Origin of the sequence: Paenibacillus sp. FSL R5-0887 (genome assembly GCF_038002305.1) — a bacterium.
GTDB classification, from domain to species: Bacteria; Bacillota; Bacilli; order Paenibacillales; family Paenibacillaceae; genus Paenibacillus_AQ; species Paenibacillus_AQ odorifer.
Genome location: NZ_JBBOCE010000001.1, coordinates 3107281 through 3133805 on the forward strand (window position 1 = coordinate 3107281; position 26525 = coordinate 3133805).

At 45.0% G+C, this 26525-nt stretch carries 22 protein-coding genes, 2 tRNA genes and 2 pseudogenes; 9 read left to right on the forward strand and 17 right to left on the reverse strand.

The features are described 5' to 3' along the window. Window positions 1–25 precede the first annotated feature (25 nt). The 6 genes and pseudogenes from MKY14_RS13895 to MKY14_RS13920 all read left to right on the forward strand — a co-directional run bounded on the left by MKY14_RS13895 (window position 26) and on the right by MKY14_RS13920 (window position 3551). Window positions 26–577, forward strand: coding sequence for an ImmA/IrrE family metallo-endopeptidase (locus tag MKY14_RS13895; protein WP_036683410.1), 552 nt, complete (start codon window positions 26–28; stop codon window positions 575–577). 66 nt (window positions 578–643) lie between these two features. After that, window positions 644–805, forward strand: a complete 162-nt coding sequence (locus tag MKY14_RS13900; RefSeq protein WP_155288176.1) for a hypothetical protein — start codon at window positions 644–646, stop codon at window positions 803–805. A gap of 365 nt (window positions 806–1170) precedes the next feature. Next, on the forward strand, window positions 1171–1506 hold the full coding sequence (locus MKY14_RS13905) for a hypothetical protein (RefSeq protein ID WP_076306399.1): 336 nt from the start codon (window positions 1171–1173) through the stop codon (window positions 1504–1506). Window positions 1507–1620: 114 nt separating this feature from the next. Continuing rightward, window positions 1621–1740, forward strand: a pseudogene (locus MKY14_RS13910) (phosphomethylpyrimidine synthase ThiC); the annotation flags it as partial. 330 nt (window positions 1741–2070) lie between these two features. After that, on the forward strand, window positions 2071–2565 hold the full coding sequence (locus MKY14_RS13915; RefSeq protein WP_076220021.1) for an RNA polymerase sigma factor: 495 nt from the start codon (window positions 2071–2073) through the stop codon (window positions 2563–2565). After that, on the forward strand, window positions 2562–3551 hold the full coding sequence (locus tag MKY14_RS13920; RefSeq protein ID WP_340976673.1) for a hypothetical protein: 990 nt from the start codon (window positions 2562–2564) through the stop codon (window positions 3549–3551). Before MKY14_RS13915 ends, MKY14_RS13920 begins: the two co-directional genes overlap by 4 nt. 885 nt (window positions 3552–4436) lie before the next feature. Here the strand turns inward: MKY14_RS13920 and MKY14_RS13925 are convergent. Beyond that, window positions 4437–4940: a hypothetical protein gene (locus MKY14_RS13925; protein WP_076128844.1), complete on the reverse strand. Its 504-nt coding sequence runs from the start codon at window positions 4938–4940 to the stop codon at window positions 4437–4439. A gap of 408 nt (window positions 4941–5348) precedes the next feature. On the opposite strand from MKY14_RS13925, the gene MKY14_RS13930 reads away from it, so the two are divergent. Together MKY14_RS13930 and MKY14_RS13935 are read left to right on the forward strand one after the other, a co-directional pair. Then, window positions 5349–5714, forward strand: coding sequence for a hypothetical protein (locus MKY14_RS13930; RefSeq protein ID WP_339244497.1), 366 nt, complete (start codon window positions 5349–5351; stop codon window positions 5712–5714). A gap of 114 nt (window positions 5715–5828) precedes the next feature. Beyond that, window positions 5829–6965, forward strand: coding sequence for a sialidase family protein (locus MKY14_RS13935; protein ID WP_254847654.1), 1137 nt, complete (start codon window positions 5829–5831; stop codon window positions 6963–6965). 636 nt (window positions 6966–7601) lie between these two features. Here MKY14_RS13935 and MKY14_RS13940 read toward each other — a convergent pair. From MKY14_RS13940 to lspA, 15 genes and pseudogenes are all read right to left on the reverse strand, one after another. After that, window positions 7602–8113: pseudogene (locus MKY14_RS13940) on the reverse strand (DUF3189 family protein). A gap of 476 nt (window positions 8114–8589) precedes the next feature. Further along, a tRNA-Ile gene (locus tag MKY14_RS13945) sits at window positions 8590–8663 on the reverse strand. Between the two features lie 44 nt (window positions 8664–8707). Continuing rightward, window positions 8708–8784: transfer RNA gene (locus MKY14_RS13950), tRNA-Met, on the reverse strand. An 82-nt stretch (window positions 8785–8866) separates the two neighbouring features. Further along, window positions 8867–9031 carry a hypothetical protein gene (locus MKY14_RS13955; RefSeq protein ID WP_167347621.1) on the reverse strand — a complete coding sequence of 55 codons (165 nt, stop codon included), beginning with the start codon at window positions 9029–9031 and terminating at the stop codon, window positions 8867–8869. A 112-nt stretch (window positions 9032–9143) separates the two neighbouring features. Then, window positions 9144–10631, reverse strand: a complete 1488-nt coding sequence (locus MKY14_RS13960; RefSeq protein ID WP_340976675.1) for an ABC transporter substrate-binding protein — start codon at window positions 10629–10631, stop codon at window positions 9144–9146. Between the two features lie 1478 nt (window positions 10632–12109). Then, window positions 12110–12748 carry an orotate phosphoribosyltransferase gene (gene pyrE, locus MKY14_RS13965; RefSeq protein WP_076128834.1) on the reverse strand — a complete coding sequence of 213 codons (639 nt, stop codon included), beginning with the start codon at window positions 12746–12748 and terminating at the stop codon, window positions 12110–12112. Then, window positions 12745–13491 carry an orotidine-5'-phosphate decarboxylase gene (gene pyrF, locus MKY14_RS13970; protein WP_076185241.1) on the reverse strand — a complete coding sequence of 249 codons (747 nt, stop codon included), beginning with the start codon at window positions 13489–13491 and terminating at the stop codon, window positions 12745–12747. The genes pyrE and pyrF overlap by 4 nt, the downstream gene beginning before the upstream one ends. A gap of 111 nt (window positions 13492–13602) precedes the next feature. Further along, entirely contained in the window at window positions 13603–16830 is a 3228-nt protein-coding gene (carB, locus tag MKY14_RS13975) for a carbamoyl-phosphate synthase large subunit (RefSeq protein ID WP_339188125.1), read from the reverse strand. A gap of 1 nt (window position 16831) precedes the next feature. Continuing rightward, complete coding sequence (gene carA / locus MKY14_RS13980; protein WP_051491286.1) at window positions 16832–18013, reverse strand: glutamine-hydrolyzing carbamoyl-phosphate synthase small subunit; 1182 nt, start codon at window positions 18011–18013, stop codon at window positions 16832–16834. A gap of 115 nt (window positions 18014–18128) precedes the next feature. After that, a complete protein-coding gene (locus tag MKY14_RS13985) occupies window positions 18129–19412 on the reverse strand; it encodes a dihydroorotase (RefSeq protein WP_076128828.1) in 1284 nt (427 codons plus the stop codon). A gap of 109 nt (window positions 19413–19521) precedes the next feature. Beyond that, window positions 19522–20427 carry an aspartate carbamoyltransferase catalytic subunit gene (locus MKY14_RS13990; RefSeq protein ID WP_036683376.1) on the reverse strand — a complete coding sequence of 302 codons (906 nt, stop codon included), beginning with the start codon at window positions 20425–20427 and terminating at the stop codon, window positions 19522–19524. A gap of 4 nt (window positions 20428–20431) precedes the next feature. Beyond that, a complete protein-coding gene (gene pyrR / locus MKY14_RS13995) occupies window positions 20432–20995 on the reverse strand; it encodes a bifunctional pyr operon transcriptional regulator/uracil phosphoribosyltransferase PyrR (RefSeq protein WP_036683379.1) in 564 nt (187 codons plus the stop codon). A 1005-nt stretch (window positions 20996–22000) separates the two neighbouring features. Then, on the reverse strand, window positions 22001–23254 hold the full coding sequence (locus tag MKY14_RS14000; protein WP_076098555.1) for an LL-diaminopimelate aminotransferase: 1254 nt from the start codon (window positions 23252–23254) through the stop codon (window positions 22001–22003). A 205-nt stretch (window positions 23255–23459) separates the two neighbouring features. Continuing rightward, complete coding sequence (locus tag MKY14_RS14005; RefSeq protein ID WP_076192046.1) at window positions 23460–24431, reverse strand: RluA family pseudouridine synthase; 972 nt, start codon at window positions 24429–24431, stop codon at window positions 23460–23462. After that, window positions 24424–24936: a signal peptidase II gene (gene lspA, locus MKY14_RS14010; protein WP_036683603.1), complete on the reverse strand. Its 513-nt coding sequence runs from the start codon at window positions 24934–24936 to the stop codon at window positions 24424–24426. The genes MKY14_RS14005 and lspA overlap by 8 nt, the downstream gene beginning before the upstream one ends. Window positions 24937–25181: 245 nt before the next feature. On the opposite strand from lspA, the gene MKY14_RS14015 reads away from it, so the two are divergent. Next, on the forward strand, window positions 25182–25904 hold the full coding sequence (locus MKY14_RS14015) for a TraR/DksA C4-type zinc finger protein (protein ID WP_076098553.1): 723 nt from the start codon (window positions 25182–25184) through the stop codon (window positions 25902–25904). A gap of 92 nt (window positions 25905–25996) precedes the next feature. On the opposite strand, the gene MKY14_RS14020 is transcribed toward MKY14_RS14015, so the two are convergent. Further along, the gene (locus MKY14_RS14020) at window positions 25997–26287 is read right to left on the reverse strand and encodes a DUF5665 domain-containing protein (RefSeq protein ID WP_282579970.1); all 291 of its coding nucleotides are present in this window, start codon (window positions 26285–26287) and stop codon (window positions 25997–25999) included. Window positions 26288–26525: the final 238 nt, after the last annotated feature.

Sequence of the window (26525 nt, forward strand, 5' to 3'; positions counted from 1 at the left end):
AAACGAGGTGAATAAGTTGGAGAACATGAAATCATATTATCAAATGACTGTGCTTGAGAAATGGACGGAGGATTTATACAAGCGATTAAATCTTCATCAGCCTTCACAAATTTCAATATCGTATATTGCAGAGCGGCTTAATATCTGGGTTCATTATTTGGATGTGAGAAGCAAGAGCATTGAAGCGTCTGCAGGGATGTACAGCCTGTTTATCGACAACCGCCTTCCAGCCAATCTTCAACGGCTAGAGTTTCTTCATGAACTGTGTCACCTCCTTCGCCATGGCAGTGATAATCAGACCTTGATGCCAGAGCATTTCACGCGGGCACAGGAGGATGAATCCGAGCGTTTTATCTTGTATGCGGCGATGCCTTACTCCATGATCTCCCGCATGACATTGCCTGAGCAACGGGAGGATGCCATCTCCTATCTCGCAGCAGAATTTCAAGTTCCTGCCGAGCTGGCCTTACAGCGGATTGATCAGATCCAAAGACGTGTGTTCCAAGGGCAATTATTGGCCGTGATGGGAAGAAACGAAGAACGACTGACACATATTCGCAACGGATCACGGAGATAATAAGCTTAGTTGCAATAGTGCTCTGCATATTCATTTATGGTGGAATTTCTCGTGAGGGGGAACGACATGGAAGCCATTAAAGTAATTGAATTATTACTGACTCATCCGGATTATAATGTAGATGCAGTACACCCCGAAATCCCGGATTTCGTGGGCATTGAGACGATTGAGGTGGATCACGAAACGGGGACCTTCTCCATTTTATTGCAAGAACCCAAAGAGGACTAAAAGAGAATCATTATTCTTCATAAGTTAAAAGGCAGCAAATATAGTATGTCCCGGCAATTCTTCTTTCGCTTACGCCTGGATTACTATCAGTATTTGCTGCCTTTTTGTATAATCTGTTATGCAAATACAAACTGTATCACACCAATAAGAATTAGAATAACAAATACACCGACAAAACCCCATATTTTAAAACTATAAGATTTTCACCCCCGGCAGCCTCGGACTTGCCTGGTCCTCCAGCATCTTAATTTGCTGCTCCAGCTCCAGTATTTTCTCTTCCTCCTGCGTCATATATCTATGAATGACATACCAGTCTCAGTATATTATCTTATACTATATACAAATTATTTATATGGAGGGAATTAATGAAGAAAAAAACAAAACTAATCTTCATCGTTCTAATCCTTTTAATCGATGGAATAACATCCTTAGCCCTCCACTCCTTCCAAAATCATATGAACAGAGAAGTCATTCATTATCTAGTAGAGACGAGAAATTATAAGAAAGAAGATTTTGATAAAGTATACACCCAGATTGCCAAAGCTCCCCTCGTAAGTACCACGGTGATTTTTGCAGACGAACCCTACGCAAGATACTTTTATCGAAAAGAAAATGGAAGGATCTTTCAATACAGCAGGGCTCCTGTTAAAGGTAATGATCCTAGCTATACATATAAACATATCGAGGAGAATCTCCCGTGAAGGAGTTGCCCTATAAAAAAGACGCGTTTGTCCAGCAGTCAGCACTTTGCTGCTTGGGCAAACGCGTTTTTTTGATCTTCCCTGCTCTAAATAGGTAAACATCGTTTGCGTAGACAGGTGATGGTAGAGGGTCCAGAACATGTGCCGATGCACTTGACTAAAGAGAGTATGGATAAGCAACTTGAAACTTGTAACGAAGCCCCTTTTTATACATTAGGTCCACTGACTACAGATAACATTGGCGTGGTTCTTAGCAGCTATCGGACACAGTTGATCTTATGCGCGGTATAACACTCCATTTCAAAGTGTAGCGGACCCCATAGCCTTTATTGGCATGAAAAACACCATATAAGACCTCCTTTTTAAGGAATAGCGTCACTGGAGTCCGCGAACCTGCTCAAAAGCCTATAAATATGCAAATAACGACTTCTGAGTCCGTAAGCCTCTGGAGATAATTTATGAATAGGTATTCTTTACGCTCAAACACAAAGGAATTTTCTCAGGAACAAAATGTGACCTAATGCCGTCCTAAATGGTGTTATAGGTAAAGGGGGGCACAGTATCATGCAGCGATCCATGACCCGGCCGGGAAATCATGTGATGAAGAGTTACGAAATCTACGCAGATATGCTGTTCCGGATCGCTTTGGTCCATCTAGGCAGCCGGCAAGATGCCGAAGAAGCCACTCAGGATACCTTCATCAAGCTAATAGAAAAAGCGCCGGAGTTCAAAGATGCCGAACATCAGAAGGCATGGCTGATCCGGGTAATCACCAACCATTGTAAAACACTACTGGGCAGAGGCTGGCGCAAGCGCGAGGTTAAGCTGGAGAGCGCTGAGCCAATTGCGGCAGACAGCCCCGAGGATTGGGCTCTGCTGCAGTTAGTTATGGCGATGCCCATGAAGTATAAAACCGTAATCCATCTTTATTATTACGAGGACTATCCCATCCAGGAGATCAGCAAGATTCTGCAGATTAGTCAGTCTGCCGTGAAGATGAGACTTCAGCGGGGACGGCAACTGTTAAAACTGGAGCTGGAAGGAGCGGAACCACAGTGAAGGAAGATCAGTTTCGAACATCATATAAGAAAGCGGTGGATTCGATGAAACCAGGTGAAGAGATGAAAAGAGAACTTTTCGATAAAATAGAGCAGCGGCAGGAGCGGAAGCGTCCGCGCAAAACCGTTTATATCGCGGCAAGTGTCGTGCTCGCCGCAGGAATAGGTCTGGCTGGGCCAAGTATATGGCAGCAGTTGAACAGTCAGAGCTCCCCAGGGCAGGTTGCCCAGGTAACTCCGGAAGCAAGTAATGCTGCCAATTCAGGCACAGCTACATCCGGCAGCATTGTCATTCCCAAGCTGAAACTGCCAGATAAGGAGTCTGGCGTGAAGGCAGATATGATCGCCTTGGTCGTGTATAAAAATAATATTTATACACAGTCAGCGACTCGCATTGACGCTGCCGATGCTGCTGCTCTACGCGGTGATAAGTTGGGACGCACTACAGGCGGCATCAACGAATGGAGCGGTAACGACGAATATATTGAGTTAGCCTCGAACATCGGCGAAACGGATCTCTATTCCGTGAAGGGCTATGACCCCAGCTTTCTGATTATGTCCTATTCGGTAATCAACGGCGAGGTATTCGCCGAACTGTATGAGCACACCAACGGCATCACCATAAACAGCGGCGCCGACCTGTTCGGCAAGCTGAATCTTGAAGGCCGAGTTACTTCAGCTCAATGGGAAAGCTTCAACAGTTGGAACAACGGCCTCCAGCAGCAGGCGCCACTCGCCAATGGCGAGGCGCTTGATAGCTTCCTGACAGCCCTCCAAGCGGCTAAACCACTGGCAGCAGAGCCGCTGATCGAGCAAGGCATCTACGACAGCGAAGACCGTAAGATCATCTATTTACAGCTGGAAGACAACGCCCGAGTAGAGCTGACGCTGTTCGGTCAAGGACTTGTTCGCTACGGTCAAGCACCGGTATTCTTCGAGGTCGAATCCGGGGCATTCCAGCAGCTGTGGAACAGCATGAAACTTTAGGAATGCTGGTGGAAACCCAGGGATAGCGGTTGGGACTGCGATCGGGACTGTAATCAGAACTGCGATCGGGACTGTAATCAGAACTGCGATCGGGACTGCGATCGGGACTGCGATCGGGACTGCGATCGGAACTGCGATCGGGACTGCGATCGGGACTGCGATCGGGACTGCGATCGGGACTGTGATCGGGACTGCGATCGGGACTGTGATCGGGACTGTGATCGGGACTGTGATCGAGACTGCGGTTGGACTGCGATCGGGACTGCGATCGGAAGCAATTAAGGACAACGTTTCGGTCACCCTGCTCTCCATTGGACAATTTAGCTGGCTGCTAACAAAAACGGCGCTGCTTCAAAACCATTTCATGGTTTGGAGCAGTGCCGTTTTGTGCTTTACTGAATGGTTTATGAACTCGCATACTAGATATGCTGGTTGTAGAGGTGAGACTACTGATTGTTCCTTTAAAAGCTGCTTCTCATTGTAATTTCTGCAACTAAATCTGTGAGGAGCACGGCACTAACGAGCTAACGAATTAACGAACTAACCTCCTCCACCTCGAGCTATCGGACCCAGATGTCGCTATTTGCTGATTTTCAGCCTTAAGAGCATGGTTTCGGACTCCATGGACGCTAATGCCTAGAAAGAGGCTCACATGCGGTACTTTTTATGCCCATAGCGACTATGGAGTCCGTTAGAATTGCAAATGTGGAAAAAACCGCTTTAAGGGTCAGCTGTGTCCGACAGGAGAAGCATCGTTCACGTAATTGTTATCGAATCAAATTTCAAAAGAACACAGGGTCTCTCTCCACTTCCGATTGCTACAAAAAAGGAACGCCCAACATGGACGCTCCTTTTTTTCTTATTCGTCTACAAAATTCTAGCTAGTTACGCATTTACACTTTCCGTTTTACGATCCTGTCTTGCGTGTAATGTTTTCATTGCAAATCTTGCGATCGGCTGCGCAACCAACAGTTCAATCCAAAATGCTATTCCAAAGTTTCTCGGCCAGATGTGAAGGAAGTTTTTAAGTGGATCCAGGCTTATTTGTTTCGTCCCAACCCATGTGCCGATAATTGATAGTAAAATAGATAACACTGTGACATTCAATAAAGTATTCAACAGAATCCTTGCATTAAATCCATCGGTTTGTCCCATGAATTTCGGCATCACTTTTCCAACAATCGGTCCTGCAACTAATCTTACGGATAAAACTACGATCATCCACATAAACGGAATAACCTTTAGTGTATCTATATACACTTCCTTACTGAAGCCGCGTTCCAAACCCACAATAATAGGGGCAATAGTGTTAACTGAAATGATTGAAATAATGAGTAAAAATAGTATACCTTCTTTTCCGTTTCTGGGCAGTCTTGTGTCTCCATGCATGTTTGTCATCTCCGTGAATAATATTTCAGATGGCAGACGTATCATGAGACATATATTTTTGGCCCAATAAAAAAGACCAATATCTCTACACACTGATATTATAATTATAACATTTATTTAAAATGAATGTCAGACCTTCTATTTAAAATTCTTAAAATTCTCCTCCTGATAGCGAATAGTTACCTGCATGCGCCTTACAAGATCAGCAGTGGCAGAGAAGTCGTAAAAATCGTCAATTGCTGTTCAACTTATAATCAGGTTATCTTCAGATTTCTGAAAATTTATTTGTATTTCCCCACCTAATTAGACCTCTCAGTATTCATTTCCGCGATTTTTCTGATTCCCTTGTCCAAACACAATGAATCTCAATTCATATATATATAGCAAACTAATAAAGAGGTGAAGCTCATGGCAACAACAACAGGCATCATTACGAACACAGGGACTACCCCAGCATCCAACGTGCTCATTAATATCGATAATGACAACCTTAGTTTTTCATCTAACGTAGTCTATCACGTTTACGTATGGAATACCTTGGTTAGTAAAGGTTTAGTCTACTCCAACTCATTAAATGTTAATGCTAACACCAGCCAGTTTCTCAGTTTTAATATCGCAGGCAATTCAGCTTATGAAGTCCAATTTCTCGTAACTGGAAACGCACCGGCAGACACGATTATCACGGTGTTCGGAACGGATTCGTCAGGAAACGTCATTCCCCATCAAAGAGTGCTGCAATCCGAACTTACTTTCATAGCTCAGCTGAACCCATAAGTACCGAAAACTCTCTGACGAAAGGAGCTTAGCATGGCTAATATTCAAATTTCGCCGAGCGCAAGCGTTCAGTTTGAGCCCACCATCGCGGTAAATTGGCTTAATCCTTCAGTTATGGTTGCCGTAGCTGTAGATCTTCGATTAGGCCCTCCTAATATAGGTTTATACAAATCTATTGACGCAGGTGCCACTTGGACAACAACGTTATTGCCGTTACCGACAGGATTTGCAGGCATCGAAGCACCACATATTGATTATATTTTCCCGACCACTTTCGTAGTATTAGCCCACGCCTTCGATTCAGACGGTCTCAGCGGGTCGATCGTTTCCTATACATCTGCCGACAATGCCTCTTCATTCGGACCTCCAGTCATCGTGAATCAAGGGTTTGGGCAGTTTGTAAATGATGATCAGGTGGTCGTTGTCACCGACAAAGCTGGATCAAGTCCCTTTTTTGGAAATGTATATACTGGTTATACGCATGATTACAACACACAATTCATACCGGGAAATACGATATTCTTCAATCGTTCCCTAGATAACGGTAGTACCTATTCCAGTCCCTCCCTGCTGTCTTCGGTCGAAGAATTCGAAGAATTCCCCGGTATAGCAATTACATTAAATGGGATTGTTATCGTGGGATGGATCAATCAGCCTCCCGGTAATACTGATCTTAAAATTCGCACATCCTCAGACGGTGGGGTCATTTTTACTCCTGAAACCATGGTCGCCAGCGTTGTAGTCCCACCAGATCCATTGCCGGGATATACATTTAGATGTCTGACATACCCTTCCCTCGCAGCAGATATTTCTAATGCACCGACGACGCGAGGGAATGTCTATGCTGTATGGCAAGATTTTCGAGAAGGTTATTCCGATATTTTTCTTGCCACTTCCACCAATTTTGGTGTGGATTGGGGGGCACCAATATCCATTACAGGTAGTCCGGTGGGCTCCCAAAACTTTTTCCCAGCCATCACCGTATCCCCTGCGGATGGTGCAATATTCGTTACCTATTACACTAATCGAGTCAACCCCCTCAACCTTGATGTTTATCTAGCAACATCTAGAGATGGCGGTATGACGTATACAAACACCCGGATAACAACAACTTCCTTTGACGTCACCGGCATCCCCCTAATTGGGGACTACATCGGTAATGCCATCGTCCCCCAAACAGGCCGTCTAGTGAGCGTATGGACAGACACGCGGACCGGTACTGAGAACATCTGGTTTGGGGATAATCAATAAGCTATTAATCAACTTCTGATGATAAATTAAAAGGCTGTTAAGTTAGTATATCTACTTGCAATAAAGGATGCCGAGCGAATATGCGGCATCCTCTATTGCTTCTTATCAAAATTCAGCATTAACCTGTTCAAAGAAATCATCAATTTCAGCGTATTGGACATGCTTTTAATTCAATCAAAATCTACGGCGTATGGTGCTTGCTACTTAATAGTCTATATGTCATGACTGTCCCCTTTCCTCTACAAGAGTAGGGCAATTCCACAGAATACATACTTTTTACCGTTTTCCAGATGATCTGTGATAAAACCAGAGGATCTAATAACGCCGTGACCAAAATGTGATCACGCTGGAAGAACTACCTACTGCATTTCAACGTAAACATAACATTGTCTACATAGGATTGTATACTATCCCGGAACTGAACCATCCATAAGGTTGGCTCGCTGCGGACAGCAGTATTTACAGGGTTTATCGAATAAGCAAAAACAGACCCGTATACATTTGAAGCGCCCCCTCTACCTATCTCAAATAAAACACTCCCCGGAGATCCGATTGCAAAATAAAAACACGCCTATAAGAGCGTGTTGTCACAATGTTTGTTGCGATGCATGGTTCTTATGAACTTTTGCAGAATCATTACTTATAGACTTCATTTTCTAAAATAATAACTTGTTCCTCATTTGAGGACTTCCCTATTTGTTTCGTATTTTCAACCAAACGAAAAATATTATCACAACATTGCTTAGCACCCATTACTAATAAAGGAACACCAATAAAATCAATCATTAATCCTCTTGAGAAGAACCCTCCGATTGACATCAGAATGGGCACCGTGGGTGAAGTATTAGAGAATATTATTTTTTCTTCAAAATGATGTTTACTTTCAAGTAATAAACTCAGGTCTCTTAAAGCTGGGACTACAAGTTTTGATGACTTCCTACCGATTGTATAAACTGCGTCTCCATTTTCATCAATTCCGTGAAAAATAATCTTACCAAAATCATTTTTCGTTAACTTATTAAAAAATTAACATTCAATATTTCCTCTGTAGTTAATTTCCGCTCAGACTGAGTAATTTGTTTTAAATGATATGCTGCTGCTAAAGAGGTCGTATGTGTCCCACCATAATCATTATAGATATAAATCATAATATCATCCTTCATATTTTTCTCTTATGATTATATCCATTTTATAATGGTGTAATTCGTTTTATTAATTTCAAACCCTAATTGCAGAGTATGGTCTTACTTCCCATCATAAATACCCTATTTAATTTAATAGGCATTATTATACTTTTCATATTCAAATATTAGGAATGACCTTAAGGAACGCTACACGCAAATTGAGGCTTATTAAAAAATACGGAGACTCATATAAGGATAATGATTTAGTATGTTGCTACCTTGGCAAAAAGTTATACAAAACCAAAACGAATTACTGAAGGTATGAACGTACTAGTACGTAAAGCAGGCATCAAAAAAAAGATTCCACGACCAGTGAAATAATTTCCGTTAGCAAATCCGTTAGCAAGCTCAAAATTGTGGTCTTTATCCATTCTATTTTCTTAATATTACAAAGCCTACAGACAGCAAAAAACCCTTACAAAGTAAGGGTTTTTGATAAGTGGGCCCTGAGGGACTCGAACCCCCGACCAATCGGTTATGAGCCGACCGCTCTAACCAACTGAGCTAAGGGCCCGGATCTAAAAATATCCGAATGTACAATTGCTGTTGTAATAAAATTGGTTGCGGGGGCAGGATTTGAACCTGCGACCTTCGGGTTATGAGCCCGACGAGCTACCGGGCTGCTCCACCCCGCGTCAGAAATAATATTCAAACAGCGACAATAAATAATATACAGTACAAAATGGGTCTACGTCAAGGATGAATTTGTAAAAGTTCTCAAGGTAAAAATCTAACCCCATATCTTCCTTTGCGGGATCGATAAATCTCCACAAAACTTGGGTCATGATAGCCATAAATCCAGCCATCTTGCTCCAGTCTTTTTGCCAAACAGCCTGCTTGAAATCTCGTTCTGAACAGTTTCGCGAAGTATATCCAATTCATGATGCCCTCTTCTCCTTTTCGCAAATTAATCTTACGCTGCTCTGAACTTATCATGCCCAAGTTCCACAAAATAAGCCACCGGAAATCCGGTGGCTGCTACATATTCCAAAACTCAATCTCCTATGGAGTCAAAATAATATGTGGGATCTTTTTCGAGCGTACCCAGCATCGTATTCCCTTGCTTCTCCCAAGCTTTAAGTGCACTCTCGACCGTTCTCTTTCCCTGATAAACTTCTGTGAACAGTTGACGCCCAACATCGTTAATACGGCTAATTCCAGGCTTCTGTGTTTGTAGGACGTTCATCAAAGGATCATTGGCTGGTAATGGTTTGAGCGTATAGAAGGACTCCAAATTTACTGAAGGTACCTGCGTGGTAATGTAATCCTTACGGGAAGTTAGTTCCCCGCGGGTATGGGCTTTAATTTTGGCTACTTCATTACTGTTGACGAACTTGATTAAATTCCACGCATCTTCCTTATTAGCAGCCATAGTGTTGATAGCCATCATATTACCTACCCAAGTACCTACAGCCACTCCTGGTTTCTCCTTAAAAGTAGGTACGGTAACGAAACCCCAATCGACAGGATTATAATTTTTGATCTTTGCTGCATTGCGGCTCACACCTTTAAGCTCATTAAGATAATCGTATTCTCCAATTACCATTGCAGCTTTTCCGGTAAGGAAGAGATCCCCTTGGACAGGACTATAGGAGCTCCGTTCTGTTTCTATAAAATCCATACCGTTTAACCCAGGTGTGATTTGCTTTTTCACCAATTGGCTGTAGGTCGTCCAAGCTTGACTCCACTGTGTTTGATTTACCTCCATCTTATGTCCCTTGTTGTCATACATAGCAAGCTCAAGCGGTGAGACATAGGTCTGCATATCCCAGAAAGGATCGCTCATATAACGGTTCATAGAAAAGCCATATATACGCTTATCTTTATTTGTCGATTTCTTGGTCACCTTTTCGGCCAGCGCGAACATTTCATCCCAAGTCATTCCATCTGTCGGATAACCTACACCAGCAGCATCAAAAATACCTTTGTTAAAATATAACGCACTCGACATAAAGGTCGGTGCTAACGCGTAAAGACTTCCTCCACCCAGCTCACGAACTCCACTTAGCATCGTAGGCGCCATATTGCTTAAATCATATTGATCTCGTGCGATAAGCGGCTCCAGCGATTGCACCAGATTATGTTCCACCAAACTCTTCACCAATGTACTATCACCGACGATTACATCAACCGGCTGTGCACCGCCCATAATTGCTCGGATATTCTCCAGATTATCTGGGTTAACCTCTGGATACGTGCTGTCAAAACTAAGCTCATTCATATTAATGGCTGGAATAATCTCAAGTTTGATTTCAGGATGCTGCAATTCATACATATCTGTAAACTGCTGACGAAAAGAAGAATCGTCCTCTCCAGACCAGAGGCTGCCAATACGTAACACGCGCTGTTCTGCAGATGGCTTAGAAGCCTCCGCCCAAGCTGTATGCCTGCTTTCAGAAATTAAAGGCAATAGGAGTGCTGCACATATTCCAAAGCTTAACCAGCCCCGCCATAGCCTTCTATTATTATTTATATGATTCATTCTTGAACCCTCCCATAAAATACTCAATCCATCCACCTTATGAATAATTACCCATAATTCTAGTAACAGTATATAGCTTTATTCAGGAGGGGAAGTTACAGGCTGTTTAAAGTTATGCTACGATTTCTTCATATTATTTCTATAAAAAATGTTCCGCGAGTTTCCTGAGGATACTGAAATGCCCTTCTGCGACAGGATAATTGCACTTTGTGCAACTATTACAGCTGAGTGTGTTGTGCTTCTCCTTTTAATTGCACTATGTGCAGTTAAAAAACGTTATTAGGTGCTTTCAGCGGATTTCTGGCTGATTTAATTGCACAAAGTGCAACTATATCGCCAGATCCTCTAAGGAAGGTTAGTTTAAGTGCAGAAACTACAACTATTCGGCGTTTGAGACGACAGCGCAATGGAATCACCGGGGCAGAGTATAGTATTCCAGAGTGTCAGAGCGTTCAGAGCGCAGAGCGATAGCGCAGAGCAGCAGAGCGTAGAGCGATAGCGCATAGCAGCAGAGTATCAGAGCGTTCAGAGCGTAAAGCGATAGCGCATAGCAGCAGAGTATCAGAGCTTTCAGAGCGTAGAGCGATAGCGCATAGCAGCAGAGTTTCAGAGCTTTCAGAGCGTAAAGCGATAGCGCATAGCAGCAGAGTTTCAGAATCCCGAGTGTCAGAGACGCAATATACCAGAGCAACAGAACGCAATATACCAGAACGACAGAGCGCAATATACCAGAACGACAGAGCGCAGGTCAGCCAAGTGTCAGAAATTGATTGTAAATGTAAGTGAATGTAAAGGCAAACACCAAAACCCTACTCTCCACTCTACTTTTCCTTTTACCAATACAGCATTCGTCTTCCCTACTAACTAACCTACTAACTAACCTGCACCTTTCCTGTGACCGGCACAAATCGCCTCTTCTACGACAGGATAATTGCACTTTGTGCAACTATTAAAGCGGAGTGTGTTGTGCTTCTCCTTTTAATTGCACTATGTGCAGTTAAAAAACGTTATTAGGTGCTTTCGGCGGATTTCTGGCGGATGTAATTGCACAAAGTGCAACTATATCGACAGATCCTCTAAGGAAGATTAGTTTAAGTGCACAAACTGCAACTATTCGGCGTTTGAGACGACATTGCGATGGCATCCCCGGGTGTCAGAGCGTTCAGAGCGTAGAGCGACAGCGCATAGCAGCAGAGTGTCAGAGCGTTAGCGCATAGCAGCAGAGTATCAGAGTGTTCAGAGCCAGAGCGTATAGCGATAGCGCATAGCAGTAGAGTTTCAGAATCCCGAATGCCAGAGTTTACACCTGCCGCGGCTGGATCATTGCATCTTTTTGCAATAAATAGCAGCATACTTCATGCAACTACACAGCTGAGTGCGCTTTACGCTTTCCTTTTTATTACACTCAATGTAGTTAAAAAGAAAAGCCTCCCACCAAAAAGTGAGAGGCCCGTCCAAACTATAATCAGATATTTAGTTTAAACGCCAAATGCGGAAGGATCTTTTCTCCAAGATTTCAGCAGTTCCACATCTGTAGCTGCGATCTTGCCTTGTGTAAGAGCCACATCAATCAATGTGCTGTAGTTGGATAAGCTTTGTAATGGCATTTCAGCTGCGGCAAAAGCATCCACCGCACGGTCCAGCTCGTAGCTGAAGATTGCCAATACAGCCAACGCTTCTGCGCCTGCTTCTTGCACAGCTTGAGCTGCTTTGATGGAGCTTCCGCCAGTGGAGATCAGGTCTTCGATAACGACTACCTTTTGCCCCGGCTTAATCAGTCCTTCGATCTGGTTCTGCTTGCCGTGACCTTTAGCTTTATCGCGGATATAAGCCATTGGCAGATTAAGTTTATCAGCTACCCAAGCTGCGTGAGGAATGCCTGCGGTTGCTGTACCTGCGATCACCTCTGCGTCTGGATACTGGCTTTTAATAAGCTCAGCGAAGGCATCAGCAATATAGTTACGTACCTCTGGGTAAGCCATAGTCAGACGGTTATCGCAATAGATCGGGGATTTAATACCAGAGGTCCAGGTAAAAGGCTCCTGCGGACGCAGTGCCACTGCTCCTATCGTAAGCAGATAACTTGCTACTTGTTCACTTCTATTTAATGTACTCATGCTAGGGTCATCTCCTCAATAATATTTAGTGCTGCTTGACGTGGATCAGCCGCAGTTGTAACAGGACGGCCCACCACCAGAAAGTGGCTGCCTTGCTGAATGGCTTTGCCCGGCGTCATCACCCGGGACTGGTCACCTAGGGATGCACCTGCTGGCCGGATACCAGGTGTAACTGTACAAAATGCGGGCCCACAAGCCTCTGCGATCGCTGAAGACTCTTGCGGTGAAGCCACTACCCCATCCAGACCTGCAGCGGCTGCCAGCTTAGCGTATCTGACCACAGTATCTTCTACTTCTCCTGCGATTCCAATTTCGTTATTCATCACTTCTTGGCTCGTGCTGGTCAGCTGTGTAACTGCGATAATCAAAGGCATTTTAAGCGCAGCATTCGCATTAACTACTGAAGCAGCGCCTTCCCGGGCTGCAGCCATCATCGCTGAGCCTCCTGCGGCATGTACGTTAAACATATCCACACCGAGGTTCGTAAGGCTTTCTGCCCCGCCTTTTACCGTGTTAGGAATATCATGCATTTTGACATCTGCAAATACAGAATACCCCCGAGATTTCAGTTCATTAATGAATTCCGGTCCGGCTGCATAAAAAAGCTGCATTCCCACTTTCATATAACAAGGAATCCCTTCCAGCTTGTCAATCAAGGTTCTTGCCCCTGCAACATCAGGGTAATCTAAGGCGATCATCAAGCGATTCGCCATTTCATTCCACTTTGCATCTCCCTGTCCCATAACCGTTCTCCCATCCAGTGCAGACTTAAATCCACACTCTTCATTTATTAGCCCCTAGGCATAGCGGAACGGTCTGCGTAAACGCAAACCGCCCTATACATCTTTATGAGATTAGTTTAATTGACCGACAAAAGCAGGCATGGACTGTGACGAGAAGTTGATCGTCTGCAGCATTCTGAGCAGTGCCGTTACTGTATCGAGTGATGTCATACATACGACGCCATTCTCAACCGCTTCACGACGGATACGGAATCCATCACGCTCTGGTGTTTTCCCTTTAGTCAGTGTATTAAAGACGAAGTTGGCTTGCCCACCACGAATCAAGTCGAGAATGTTCGGCGCACCTTCATCCAGCTTGTTTACGTTCATTACGTTGAGACCTGCTTCTTCAAGCGCTTGAGCGGTGCCTCCGGTAGCAATGATCTTGTAACCCAGCAAGTGGAAGCCTTTCATAAGCTCTACAGCTTCTGCTTTATCTTTATCTGCCACTGTAACGATGATAGCGCCGGTTGCTGGAATTTTCATTCCTGCTCCGATTAGACCTTTATACAAAGCTTTTGCATACAATTTATCTCGGCCCATAACTTCACCCGTCGATTTCATTTCAGGTCCGAGCGTTGGTTCTACTCTACGCAGCTTGGCAAAAGAGAACACCGGCACTTTAACCGATACATAATCACTTTCCGGCCATAGACCTTCTGTATAACCGTCATCTTTCAGCTTGCCGCCGAGAATGATTTTGGTTGCCAGATGCGCCATTGGAATTCCAGTTACTTTACTCAAGAATGGAACCGTACGCGATGAACGTGGATTTACTTCAATTACGTACACTTCATTTTGATAGATTACGAACTGGATGTTGACCAGACCAATCGTTTTCAATTCCTTAGCAATCTTGATTGTGATCTCAGCAATTTTTGCTTTCAGACCTTCATCCAGATATTGCGGAGGATATACAGCGATGGAGTCACCGGAGTGAACACCGGCACGCTCAACATGCTCCATGATCCCTGGAATAACTACCGTCTCACCGTCACAAATTGCGTCTACCTCAACCTCTTTACCTAACATGTAACGGTCAATCAATACCGGATGCTCCGGATTTACCTTAACCGCTTCTACCATGTAGCTAAGCAATTCCGCATCATTATATACAATTTCCATTGCGCGTCCACCCAGTACATAGGAAGGACGTACCAACACCGGATATCCAAGCGATTGTGCAGTTTCTACTGCTTGATCTACGTTGATAACCGTCTTTCCTTTTGGTTGGGCAATATCCAGACGAGCCAACAAAGCTTCGAATTTCTTCCGGTCTTCAGCTTCGTCAATACTGTCTAGGCTAGTTCCGAGAATCTTAACGCCAGCCGCACTTAGTGGTGCAGCAAGGTTAATGGCTGTTTGGCCTCCGAACTGTACGATAACCCCAATCGGATTCTCTTGCGCAATTACGTTCATTACATCTTCAAAGAACAAGGGTTCAAAATACAACCGGTCCGAAGTATTAAAGTCGGTAGATACAGTCTCAGGGTTATTATTGATAATAACCGCTTCATAACCTGCCTTCTGAATCGCCCACACCGCATGCACAGTGGAGTAATCGAACTCAATCCCTTGGCCGATCCGGATTGGACCCGATCCAAGCACGATAACCTTTTGTTTATCGGAATGAATGACCTCATTTTCAGTCTCATAAGTAGAGTAGTAGTAAGGTGTAGAAGCTTCGAACTCAGCTGCACAGGTATCTACCATTTTGAATACAGGCGTTAATCCTCGCTCTAAACGAAGCGCGCGTACATCAGCTTCTTTGGTGTATTTACCGTTCGCTTGTCCTTCTGCACGTATCTCAGCAATCGCACGGTCTGTAAAACCTCTGCGTTTAGCTTGATACAAGGTTTCTTCTGATAAGCTTTCATCCCCACGGATGACCTCTTCAAAGTTGATCAGTCCCTCGATTTTGGACAGGAACCACCAGTCTACGTTAGTAATGTCTTGAATCTCTTGCAAGCCAAATCCGCGGCGGAAAGCTTCAGCGATCAAGAACAACCGCTCATCATCAGGTTTTGCCAGACGTTCACGCAGGACGCTTTCTTCCAGATCCTCAGCGCCCGGCAGACGGAAACGGTGTACACCGATTTCCAGGGAACGAATTGCTTTATGAATGGACTCTTCAAAGGTACGACCGATGGCCATAACTTCTCCAGTTGCTTTCATTTGTGTGCCCAGCTTACGGTTCGCATGAATGAACTTGTCGAACGGCCAGCGTGGGATTTTGCTTACGATATAGTCAAGTGTAGGCTCGAAGCAAGCATAGGTCTGTCCAGTAACTGGATTGACGATTTCATCGAGTGTGTAACCAAGTGCGATTTTGGCAGCCATTTTGGCAATCGGATAACCAGTTGCTTTCGAAGCCAAAGCCGAAGAGCGGCTGACACGTGGATTTACTTCAATTACATAATATTGATAGCTTTGCGGATCCAGTGCGAACTGCACGTTGCAGCCACCCTCGATATTCAGCGCACGAATGATTTTGAGTGAAGCGCTGCGCAGCATTTGATATTCACGGTCGGATAAAGTTTGGCTAGGTGCCACAACGATACTATCACCCGTATGCACACCTACCGGGTCAAAGTTCTCCATGTTGCAGACAACGATACAGTTGTCATTCGCATCACGCATAACCTCGTATTCAACTTCCTTCATGCCGGCAATACTTTTCTCCACCAAACATTGTCCAATTGGACTATAACGAATACCTGCTTTGACAGTCTCAAGCAGCTCTTCTTCGTTGTCGCAGATCCCGCCGCCGGTGCCGCCAAGCGTATAGGCTGGGCGTACAATCAGTGGGAAACCAATTTCCTCAGCGAATTTCATCGCTTCATCTACTGTGGTAATAATAGTGCTCTCTGGTACAGGCTGTTCCAATTCGCGCATCAAATCGCGGAACAAATCGCGATCCTCTGCTTTTTCGATGGATTCAAGCTGGGTACCTAGAAGCTTAACATTCTCTTGTTCTAGTACTCCTGCACGAGCCAATTCTACAGCCATATTAAGACCTGTCTGTCCTCCCAAAGTTGGCAACAAGCCATCCGGGCGCTCCTGGCGGATGATGCCAGTTACGAATTCAAGGGTAATCGGCTCGATATAAACTTTATCAGCCATATTGGTGTCAGTCATGATAGTCGCTGGGTTACTGTTGATCAGCACAACTTCCACGCCTTCTTCTTTCAGGGCCTGACAGGCCTGAGTTCCGGCGTAGTCAAATTCTGCGGCTTGCCCGATAACAATCGGTCCAGAACCAATTACTAATATTTTTTTAAGCTTTTCATTCTTAGGCATGTTATAGAGCTCCTTTCACGGCTTCAAGCTGTTTTACTGTAGGTTTTGGCGCCGTGATTCTGGCGTTTGCCGCAAGCTGCGCCTGGCGCGAGCTTACAGGTGTGTTAGCTTTATGATCAGCGATCATCTGTAAGAAACGATCGAATAAATAGCTGCTGTCATGAGGTCCCGGTGCTGCTTCTGGATGGTACTGTACTGAAAATGCAGGGTAACGGGTATGTTTAAGTCCTTCAACGGTCTTATCATTATTATTAATGTGAGTAACTTCTAGATCCGTGCTCTTCACAGAATCTTCATTCACTGTGTAGCCATGGTTCTGAGAAGTAATGAAGCAACGTCCGCTCTCCAATTCTTTAACCGGATGGTTACCTCCACGGTGCCCGAATTTCAGCTTCTCTGTATCCGCGCCACAAGCCAGTGCAAACAGCTGGTGACCTAAGCAGATGCCGAAAATTGGGTATTCACCAAGCAATTCCGAGATCGTCTTCACTGCGTGTGGGACGTCTTTCGGGTCCCCAGGGCCGTTGGACAGCTGGATACCATCTGGATTGAGGCGACGAATCTCATCAGCGGTTACGTCATGAGGTACAACTACAACATCACAACCGCGATTGTTCAACTCGCGCAAGATGCCAGCCTTCGCGCCGTAATCTACCAAGACGATGCGCTCTTTGGTTCCTGGGCTATTGTACATGCTTGGAGTAGATGTGCGAGCTACCTGATTGCGCAATTCTTCAATTGAGGTGTCGCCCATCATTTCCATCAATTCCTCAACACGTTTGTTAGAGGTAGTCAGGATCGCCTTCATTGTTCCGTAGTGGCGAATAATCCGCGTCAACATCCGGGTATCAATCTCGCTGATTCCAGGAATATCATATTCTTTCAGCAGGTCGTCCACACTGTATTCTGCGCGCCAGTTACTTGGAACCTCTTCATGACGACGCACTACAAAACCGTGTACGAAAGGTCGAACAGATTCGAAATCATCCCGCGTAATCCCGTAGTTCCCGATCAATGGGTACGTCATGGTAACGATTTGTCCGCAATATGAAGGGTCAGACAGCACCTCTTGATATCCTGTAATTCCTGTGTTAAAAACAACCTCGCCTGTCTTTTCACCTTCAGCGCCAAATGCGGTACCTGTAAATAAAGTTCCGTCTTGAAGCAGCAATCTCGCCTGCATTCCCTTCCACTCCTTCATGTTCTGTAGTCTAATACGTATGCCTTGCATGCCTTCCGGAGTGTACGCGTTCAAATTGCTGATCTGTAAAGATCAGCAATTTCGCCTCACCAGTCCGCTAGTTTTTCTCAGTCCATACGGCTTTGCCGTCCACCCAAGTTTTTACTGGCCAACCCTTAAGCTTCCAGCCGCCAAAAGGAGTGTTACGTCCTTTGCTTGCGAAGGAACTTGGATCTACTTCTTTTTCCTGCTCCAGATCGATCAGTGTCAAATCTGCAGGAGCTCCGATCTCCATAACCCCGGTGTTCAATCTGAATACCCGTGCAGGATCGGCAGTCATTCTTTGTACTAGTAAGGATAAATCCCATTTTCCGGTTTCTACAAACGCTGTGTATAAGAGTGGGAAAGCTGTCTCGAATCCAACGATACCAAAAGGTGCCAGCTGCATTCCCTTCGCCTTCTCTTCTTCACTATGTGGCGCATGATCTGTAACAATCATATCTAGTGTGCCATCAAGCAACCCTTCGATACACGCCTCAACATCGCGGCGGGAGCGCAGCGGCGGGTTCATTTTCCAATTGGCATCCAGGCCTGGAATATCGTCTTCAGCAAGAAGCAAGTGATGCGGACATACCTCAGCAGTTACTTTAATGCCGATCTCTTTTGCTTGGCGAATCAGCCGCACCGACTGTTCAGTACTGACATGGCATACATGGTAATGAACGCCTGTCGCTTCTGCCAGCAAAATATCGCGTCCAACATGGATCGCTTCTGACTCATTCGGAATTCCTTTGAGGCCATGCTTCTTAGCGAACTCACCTTCAGCTACACAGCAGCCTTCAACCAGCGAATTATCTTCGCAGTGGGCAATGACTGGCATATCGAGCGATGCTGCGATGTTCATTGCATCTTTCATCATTTGAGCACTTTGTACGCCCACACCGTCGTCTGTATATCCAATAGCTCCAGCCTCTTTGAGCGCCGCAAAATCCGTCAACTCACGTCCGAGCTCATTTTTCGTAATGGCTGCATAAGGAAGCACTTTAACTAGTCCTGCTTCACGCGCCTTGTCTTTCACAAATTGCACGATCTCCGGGCTATCTGTCACCGGACGAGTATTTGGCATACATGCAATGGTTGTAAATCCGCCTTTAGCAGCTGAGCGACTTCCGGTTTCCACTGTTTCCTTGTGTTCAAATCCCGGTTCACGCAAGTGCACATGCATATCAATGAGTCCCGGAATGAGCAGCTTACCTTCAGCATCAATGATCTCCGTGGCTTCTCCGATAGCTTCATTTCCGTCGATTATAGCCGAGATCACACCCTCCTGAAGTTCGATGTGTTTGCGCTCAAGCAAGCCTTCCTTATTCAATACGCTGGCGTTTCTAATAATCACTGTCATGATTCTACCTTTACCCTCAGATCACAGCTGCGGGCCCTCTCGTTATTATATAATAAAAATTCATCTTTGTGTATATTTATTAGTCTCTATACGTTAGCATTCTGTAAGCTTATAGTAAAGCTCTTTCGAGAACCGCCATCCGGACCGGTACGCCATTAGACATTTGCGGGAAAATCCGCGATTGACTGCACTCAACTACTGCATCATCAATCTCTAGATTCCGGTTAACCGGAGCTGGATGCATAATGATTGTGTCTTTGGCCAGCTTAGCTGCCCGCTCTTCTGTTAGACCATAGTGGCTACGGTAATCTTCGGCAGACAGCTTAATGCCGGAAGTATGGCGCTCAAGCTGTACTCGAAGCATCATTACTACATCCGCTTTAAGAGCTTCTTCCATAGTTACGTAAGGCGCATACTCCATAAGCTCAGGAGCCTTCATATTATCCGGTGCGCAGAACTGCACCTTGGCCCCCATTTTCGTAAGCCCCCAGAGATTAGAACGCGCTACGCGGCTATGCATAATGTCCCCAATGATGGAGACTGTCAGGCCCTTTAGTTCCCCAAAGGTTTTGGTCATGGTGTATAAATCAAGTAGCGCCTGCGTAGGATGTTCATTGTTGCCGTCGCCCGCATTGATAAGCGGTATGGACACCTTCTCAGCTAACTGCTGCAGCACACCTGCAGGCTTCAAACGCACAACTCCGGCATCGATCCCCATCGATTCCAGTGTTCGCACTGTATCGTAGATCGACTCCCCTTTTTCTACACTAGAAGCTGCAGCCGTAAAATTAAGTACTTGCGCACCTAGTCGTTTCTCTGCCATCTCGAAAGAGAAGCGTGTGCGTGTGCTGTTCTCAAAAAACATGTTAGAAATAAAATGGGAGTTCAAGATGGGCGTTAGCTTTTCACTTTGATTGTCCCAAAATGCTGTTCTGTCAAGCAGTTGGATAATTTCCGACCGGTCAAGCTCTTTGATTCCCAGCAGACTACGTTCCTTTACCTTGGTAAGTGTCATGATGTTATCGTTCCTCCCGGTTTGAAATAATGTAGACCTCATCTTTGCCGTCGTATTCCTTCAGCGCCACTTCAATCTGCTCGTGCTTTGAGGTAGGTACATTCTTACCGATGTAGTCCGGCCGGATCGGCAGCTCGCGGTGTCCGCGGTCAGCCAGTACTGCCAGTTGAATCATTCGTGGGCGTCCGCAATCCATCAAAGCGTCCATCGCCGCGCGGATGGTGCGTCCGGTGTAAAGTACATCATCGAACAAAATGACTTTCTGATCATGGATGCCAGCACTTCCTGAAGTAATAACGACGTTGCTCTTCACTACTGCTTCACTGCCTTCCACTTCACGGTCATCCCGGTAATGTGTGATATCCAGCTCACCGTATGGAATCTCGACGCCTTCAATCTCCTTGATGCGCTCAGCGATACGCTGTGCCAGATACACACCTCGTGTCCGAATGCCGACCAGCAGACAATTCTCGATACCTTTGTTCTTCTCCAAAATCTCATGAGCAATACGCGATAAGGCCCGGCGGATCGCCGTTTCATCCATAATGACATTTTTCTCAGTAACCATAATCTTGTCACCCTCCAGCTTGTTCGCCTATTCAAGTTCCCGGAAATCAAAAAACTCCTTGCCTATAACAGGCAAGGAGTGAAATCCGCAGATGAGGAAGATGACGGCCGCGCGCATAAAAAGACAGTTCCGTATTTACACACGGATACCTTTCTAAGAGTCGCGAACCTCGATTCACGTTACCTTGCCAGCCTCACAGGACTGAATTAAAGGCGCTATTCATTTAACAAGAATTATGACAGAACAACCCCCTCATGTCAACTTTCTCTGCCTAAACTTTTGCACTTCTCTTCCTTACTTCTATTAACAACAAGGGGGAGGCGGTACTCAGTATATCTGCATAAAAAACGAGGCTGGTCCCAAGTTGCCGTTTCATGGCTTTTTGGACAGCCTCGTTTATGTTCTTAACACTACTTAATGTCCAAATGATTCAAAAGGCGCACCTAGTAATGCTGAAAATGATGCAATCGGTGAGGTACTTATATAGTAATTAAGGAATTTCTCCCTGAAATTCAGTGCTTTCTGTTCATCAAACTTGTTATTAGGGAAAACTTCCCTAATTGTTGGCCGATTCAGTGATTAATATAGAAAACCACCTAATTATTAGGGAGTTTTTCCCTGATTTCGTACATTTAGAGCGAATATCGGCTAATTTCAGGGAGTTTTTCCCTAATTAGTTTATAACCCACTCTTTACTTCGCACAAACACAGAACGCATATCGCTCACCACACAAGCCCACCGCAGAAAGTCCACTGCACAAATTCCACCGTCACGGCTACCACAAATCATCTACTGCAAGCTGTACGAAAATCAAATATTGCAGTCAACCACCACCCACCCGAATAACAGAACACTACACTAAAATGCACTACAATACACAACACGTGGCATATAGTCATAGGGCACAGTAACATCTACAACATTTCCTATTCCATAAAAAAGAAGCTGCCCCCAAGTAGAATTCACTACTTTTGGGACAGCCTCATTAATTTCAATAACAATGCTTAAAACTCAAATTCCACATCACTAAGACGTCTTTGAATTTCAGAGATGACACGTCTCTCTTCCTCTTCACCTTTAGCAATAAAGGTAACGGAGAAACGAACAAACGGACCTGCATCGTCCCAAGGCACAGTGGAGATCAGCTTCTCACGAATCAGGAATTGGGAGAAATCTTCACCGGATTCAAAGCGACGGCCGTCTTTGATTCCCTTAGGTGCAGCGACATACAGGAAGAAGGAGCCTTTTGGCTTCTCAGCTTTAAAGCCGAGGCTATTCAGTGCATCAACCAGCAGGTTGTGACGACGGGAGTATTTATCTGCAATCGCTTCAGTAATCTCCGGATGAGCAAGACCATAAGCCGCTGCTTTTTGAATCGCGATAAATTGGCCGGAATCGTTATTATCCTTCACATCGCTGAAGGCTTTAACCACTAGCGGATTACCAGCCACAAAACCAATTCTCCAGCCCGTCATATTGTAAGACTTAGAAAGAGAATGCAGCTCTACACCCACATCCTTTGCACCTGGAACGGAGAGGAAGCTAAGTGGCTTCAAACCGTCATAGGTCAAGGCAGCATAAGGTGCGTCATGAATAACCACTACATCGTATTTTTTCGCCCATGCAACGACCTCAGCAAAAAACTCAGGAGTGGCACTAGCGCCCGTTGGATTGTTTGGATAGTTTAGATAAAGAAGCTTAGCTTTACGAGCAATGTCTTCCGGAATTTCATTCAGATCTGGAAGGAATTTGTTCTCCTTCTTCAGCTCCACTGTAAATACTTGTCCACCCAAATATTTAGTATGTGTACCCAAGACTGGATAACCCGGCACGGTCATAATCGTGATATCACCTGGATTGATGAAACAAGATGGCAACATAGCCAGCGCAGGCTTCGATCCGATGGAGTGAACTACCTCCGTGTCTGGATCAATTCCTTCCACCCGGAAAACTTCCCGCAAATATTCAGCAGCAGCAGTCTTGAATTCGGCAATTCCATTGTCCGCATATCCGCGGTTTTCTTCCTTCGCTGCTTCTTCAGCAAGCTTAGCTACGATACCCGCATCAGCCATCTCATCCGGCTCGCCTACGCCCATATCAATTAGTTCAATGTTAGGAAAATCCTGTTTTGCGGATGCTTTAGCACGTTTGATTTTCTCGAATTTATAAATCGAAGTGTCTTTGCCATAATTGGCACCGCCGATGCGGTCTGCAAAATTAGTCTGAATGAAGCTATCTTGGTATTGTTCAATACTCATACTGTCATCTCATCTCCTGAATATCTATTCTACTTTTAAAAGAAACGGCTTCGCCGTCCCTTGGATGGCGTATGTTTCCAGATATCCGTTTCATTATAAAAATAAGGATAAAGAATAAGGCATTACCCTTTCTTTATCCTTATGTTTTTAAATATGCCGTAAAGTAGTGTTCAATACCATAGACTAATTATCACTTCATTTGTACTTATCTGCTGCGTAGTGTGAACAGCACTTCTTCCATATCCTCTGGAATAGGTCTGCTGAATTCTTTATATTCACCTGTGGTAGGATGAACAAATCCAAGCACCGCCGCATGCAACGCTTGTCCATTCATCGTAGTGCCCTTGCTGCGTCCATATATCGGATCACCTACAAGTGGATGGCCAATGAACTTCATATGTACCCTGATTTGATGCGTGCGGCCAGTCTCCAGCTGCAGCTCCAGCAGTGTACAATCTCCGAAGCGTTCCATTACTGTAAAATGGGTTACGGATTTCTTGCTGTTCTTTTCAGTTACTGTGTATAGCTTGCGATCATGTGGATCTCTGCCAATCGGTGCGTCAACAGTGCCCTTATCATGCGACAAGTTGCCGTGTACGACTGCAATATATCGGCGCGTAACACTATGCTCTTTAAGCTGTGCGGCAAGCGAGGCATGACTGGCATCATTCTTAGCCACCATGATAAGACCAGAGGTATCCTTATCGATCCGATGTACAATACCTGGACGAATCTCACCGTTAATGCCGGACAGATCCTTACAGTGATACATCAGCGCATTTACTAAGGTGCCTGACGGATGTCCCGCAGCTGGGTGCACAACCATGCCCCGGGGTTTATTAATCACAATGACATCGCTATCTTCATATACAACTTCAAGAGGAATGTTCTCCGCGATCAAATCCGTTACTTCTGCTTCAGGGACAACAACGCTAACCACGTCGCCTTCCGATAACTTATAGTTGGCTTTCACTGGCTTGCCATTAACCGTAACGTTACCGCCGCTGATCCACAGCTGCACCTGAGAACGGGAAATTTCTTCTTCCCATGATTCCGTAATATATTTATCGATTCGCTCCCGCGCGTTCTCTGCCGAAACGGTCCATTCCGTGACGTCCCTCTCTTCTTCGCTCGTAGATGCCGCTTGGTGATTGACGTCTTTATTCAAATCATTCATTCCCTTCTCTTACTTCCTTTGCTTCTTTTACTTCTTTTATTTCCGTAATTTCTTCGCCATTCTTAAGGTCACGAAAAGAATCCAAAAGAATCAATCCAACCCCAATGACAATACAAGAATCCGCCACGTTAAAAATCGGGAAGCTATAGCTCCCAAAATTGAACAGAAGGAAATCAACAACCTCACCATTGATTATCCGGTCCAGGAAGTTACCGATAGCTCCACCCAGTACAAGCCCTAGGGCAACAGATAACAGCTTCCGCGAGTGTCTAGTCTTGTTCAAATACCAAACGATACCACTAACCACTACAACCGTAACTAGAAAGAAGAACCATTGCTGACCTTCGAGAATCCCAAAAGCAGCCCCGCGATTGCGATGAGAGGTAATCAGGAAAAAATCTCCGATAACAGAAATCTGTTCTCCGATCTCCAGACGTGTAGCAATGAGATACTTTGTCCCTTGATCCACCAAAAATACAATAAGAGCAATCAAATAGTACACCACAGAAGTTGTCACTCCGTTCTTATTTTTCCCGCTAAATGCGGTACGAATACTGTTTAAAGACTTGTATATTGTAGCACAGCCCTTAAAGAATCGTCTATTGCGGGACATCCGCTAAGTTCAATCTTGGGGACTATTTTCCAGCGCTAAAATCCCTGCTCTCCGGTCAACCTAACAGAGAACCATCCGGTGTTATCCGGCAAGTCGGAATGATTCTTATAAAAGGTACAGAAAGGAGCTTTCTCATTATGACGCACCTGACAGTACAGCAGCTCTCAGAGTTACGCGCACGATTGGAAAAAGATCGGGATACGATTCAGCACAGGCTTCAGAATAATGAACATTACGGCTTAGATGAATCCATGCGGGATGGCTCCGGAGAACTTTCCGAGAATGACAACCATCCAGGAGATGCAGCCACCGATTTGTATAATCGCTCCATGGACATTTCACTGTTAGAGCGGGACGAGCATGAGCTGGACGATATTGAAGCTGCTTTATCCGCTATGGATAATGGCACCTATGGGATATGCAAGGCTAGTGGTGAGCCGATCCCTTTTGAACGTTTATCTGCTATCCCTTCCACACTTTATTGTAAAGAGCACAACCCGCGGCAAAACGCACCTTTCACTCGTCCAGTGGAAGAGGAGCTGTTATCTCCACCTTTTGGACGCACCAGTCTGGATGAACGCGACGATCAAAACGGTTTTGACGGTGAGGATGCCTGGCAGATTGTTGAAAGCTGGGGTACCTCGAATTCTCCCGCCATGGCGGAGGGCAACAATATTGATTCTTATAATGATATGGAGATTGAAGCCGATGAGCTGGAAGGCTGCGTAGAGCCTTGGGAGAACTTTATCGCCACTGATATCACGGGCAACAATCTAATTGTAGTGCCGGGACGGAGCTACCAGCGTTATTTGGACAGTGACGAGGCAACCCATAGCCTAGATCCTCTCGACGAAGACTAAACACAGATGTCCCCAACACAAAAACATTTAAACAGCGTACTGTTCCAGTTTTGAGGAATGGTTCGCTGTTTTTAATCTTAACGTTTCGATGGCTATTTGAACTCTAGCTGACGTTGTACGATCCGCACAATATCCGCAATATAATCACCAATGATCGGTAGATTGAGCGCGCCTAGTCCCTGAAGGATATAAATAATCGTTGCCGCAAAAAAAGTAAAACCCAGTGCAATCCCAACTCCCCGAGCTGCTCCAAATAAAATATTTCTCCAAATCAACCGCCAAGGTGAATATAGCAGATCCGTATATTGATAAATTCGGGATTTTTCCAAAATATGAGCCCACTCAAAGGTCAAACGGTACATCGTATTCATTTTTTCTTCCAGCGGAATATCCTCGGGATTACGCGGATCTGCTGTTAGATACTCAGGATTAACTTCAGGAAAAGCCTTATTCTCCTTTTCCTTGTCTGGGTTATTCTTATTGCCGGATGTCTTAATGGAGATTCTCCTCTTATTTCCCTCCACAGCTACGGCTCCTCTCATATGTCTTTCCTTCGCTACAAAGTAAACGAGCCCGGCCAAAGAGAATTCATCTCCTTAAGCTCGGGACTCGTTAGTTTTG